This window comes from Ideonella lacteola, from assembly GCF_038066555.1.
GTDB lineage: Bacteria > Pseudomonadota > Gammaproteobacteria > Burkholderiales > Burkholderiaceae_C > Ideonella > Ideonella lacteola.
In genome coordinates, this window is record NZ_JBBUTG010000074.1 from 1 (window position 1) to 1,438 (window position 1,438).

General features: G+C 56.8%; 2 protein-coding genes. Both read left to right on the forward strand.

The window, feature by feature from the left end:
• The first annotated feature begins 197 nt into the window (after positions 1 to 197).
• Positions 198 to 545, forward strand: a complete 348-nt coding sequence (locus tag AACH06_RS30080; RefSeq protein WP_341429520.1) for a hypothetical protein — start codon at positions 198 to 200, stop codon at positions 543 to 545.
• A gap of 76 nt (positions 546 to 621) precedes the next feature.
• Positions 622 to 1,263 (forward strand): hypothetical protein, encoded by a 642-nt coding sequence (locus AACH06_RS30085; protein ID WP_341429521.1) that lies wholly within the window; start codon positions 622 to 624, stop codon positions 1,261 to 1,263.
• The last annotated feature ends 175 nt before the right edge of the window (positions 1,264 to 1,438 follow it).

Below are 1,438 nucleotides of genomic sequence, written 5' to 3' on the forward strand. Positions count from 1 at the left end.
TTGGAGCAGTACTACATACCTCATAGCCCTGGCCGAGGCCCATTTCGCTTCTACAGCTGGGGCGGTGAATTCCTGTGGGAACAAACCAAGCAATACACGCCGGCCGCACTGGTGTCCCTAGATCTACCAGCTGCCTAACCCCTCCGTCAAGGGGACGTCCCGCAAGCGGGCCGCCCCTTACGTCGAACGTTAGGCGTATGAAGATCACCGACAGCGTCGTCGAAAGGCTACAAGGCGCGCTCAACGCCTTTAATGGGTCCGCCGCATCGTTCAATGTGTACCGAGACGATCACGACTACTTGGTTCTCAAGATCGAGCCACATGCCGACCAGAATTTGGAGCCCATTGGCTTGCGCTTCTTCTACTGTGACTTCTTGGCAGGGCCGACTCGTTGGTCCAATGCCAAGTTCTCAGTGTCGAGAGTCACGCTAGGCGAAGGCGAGGACGGATTCGAGGTTCAAGATTCAAATGCAGGCTTTCTCGTCAGGTGCGCTGGTCCGGTTTCTATCGGCGATGATCCACGTCAAGTCTTTCCGCTCACATGAGCCCGCATACGCCTAACCCCTCCGTCAAGGGGACTGGCCTGCGGCCAGCCCCTTACGTCGAACGTTAGACCTTACTATGACCCACACGCAGCTTGAAGCAGCACTATCTTCCGCTGAGCGTCGTCATGCCACGCTGATCGAACGCATTCGATACCAAGGGTCTGGTGTCACCCTACAAGAAATCTCACTCGCCTCTGATGCCGTCTTGCAAGCACAACGAATGTTGGCAGCGGCGCGCAACGAAGAGCACGCTGTTCCGTTTGATATTGGTTTCGTCCCAGAGGCGGCCGCTCCTTCTCCTTCGCTACTTCAATCTGAATCCGCCGCCGCACTGGTATTTGGCGCGATGGAAATCCTCCCCGATGGCATTCGCAAGCCAGTGGGCTGCGCCACTGTAGAACTCGAACTGTGCAGTGTTACCAAGTTCGGCTACCCCAACGACGAGGCGCTTTCTGGTCACCCACTTAGTGGCAAAGGTCTCGAGGCCTACGGAATCTTTGAGGTCATTAACTCCTCCTGGTTGGAGGCGCTGGCCAATCAGAATCGAGTTTCTTTTCCCAATACGCCACGATCGTCGCAACGCCACTTCATCTTGACATTTCATGACAGCACGTTCGAGTGCGTTGCTAGGTCCCTCCGCGGGACCGTGACCGATGAACCCGCAGTAGAAAGCTGCGCCCGTGTGTTCAGCCGCCTTTTTGGTACCGGCTCGCTGTGAGCAATCTCGCAACGCTCCGGTCTAACCCCTCCGTCAAGGGGACTGGCCTGCGGCCAGCCCCTTACGTCGAACGTTAGGGCGCTCAACCCCACTAGGCAACGGGAGTCTGATCAGTGCCTGAGTCTCAAGTACGTAAATCAAGCGGCGAGGTAACAACGTTTCGATGGCAGCGTTG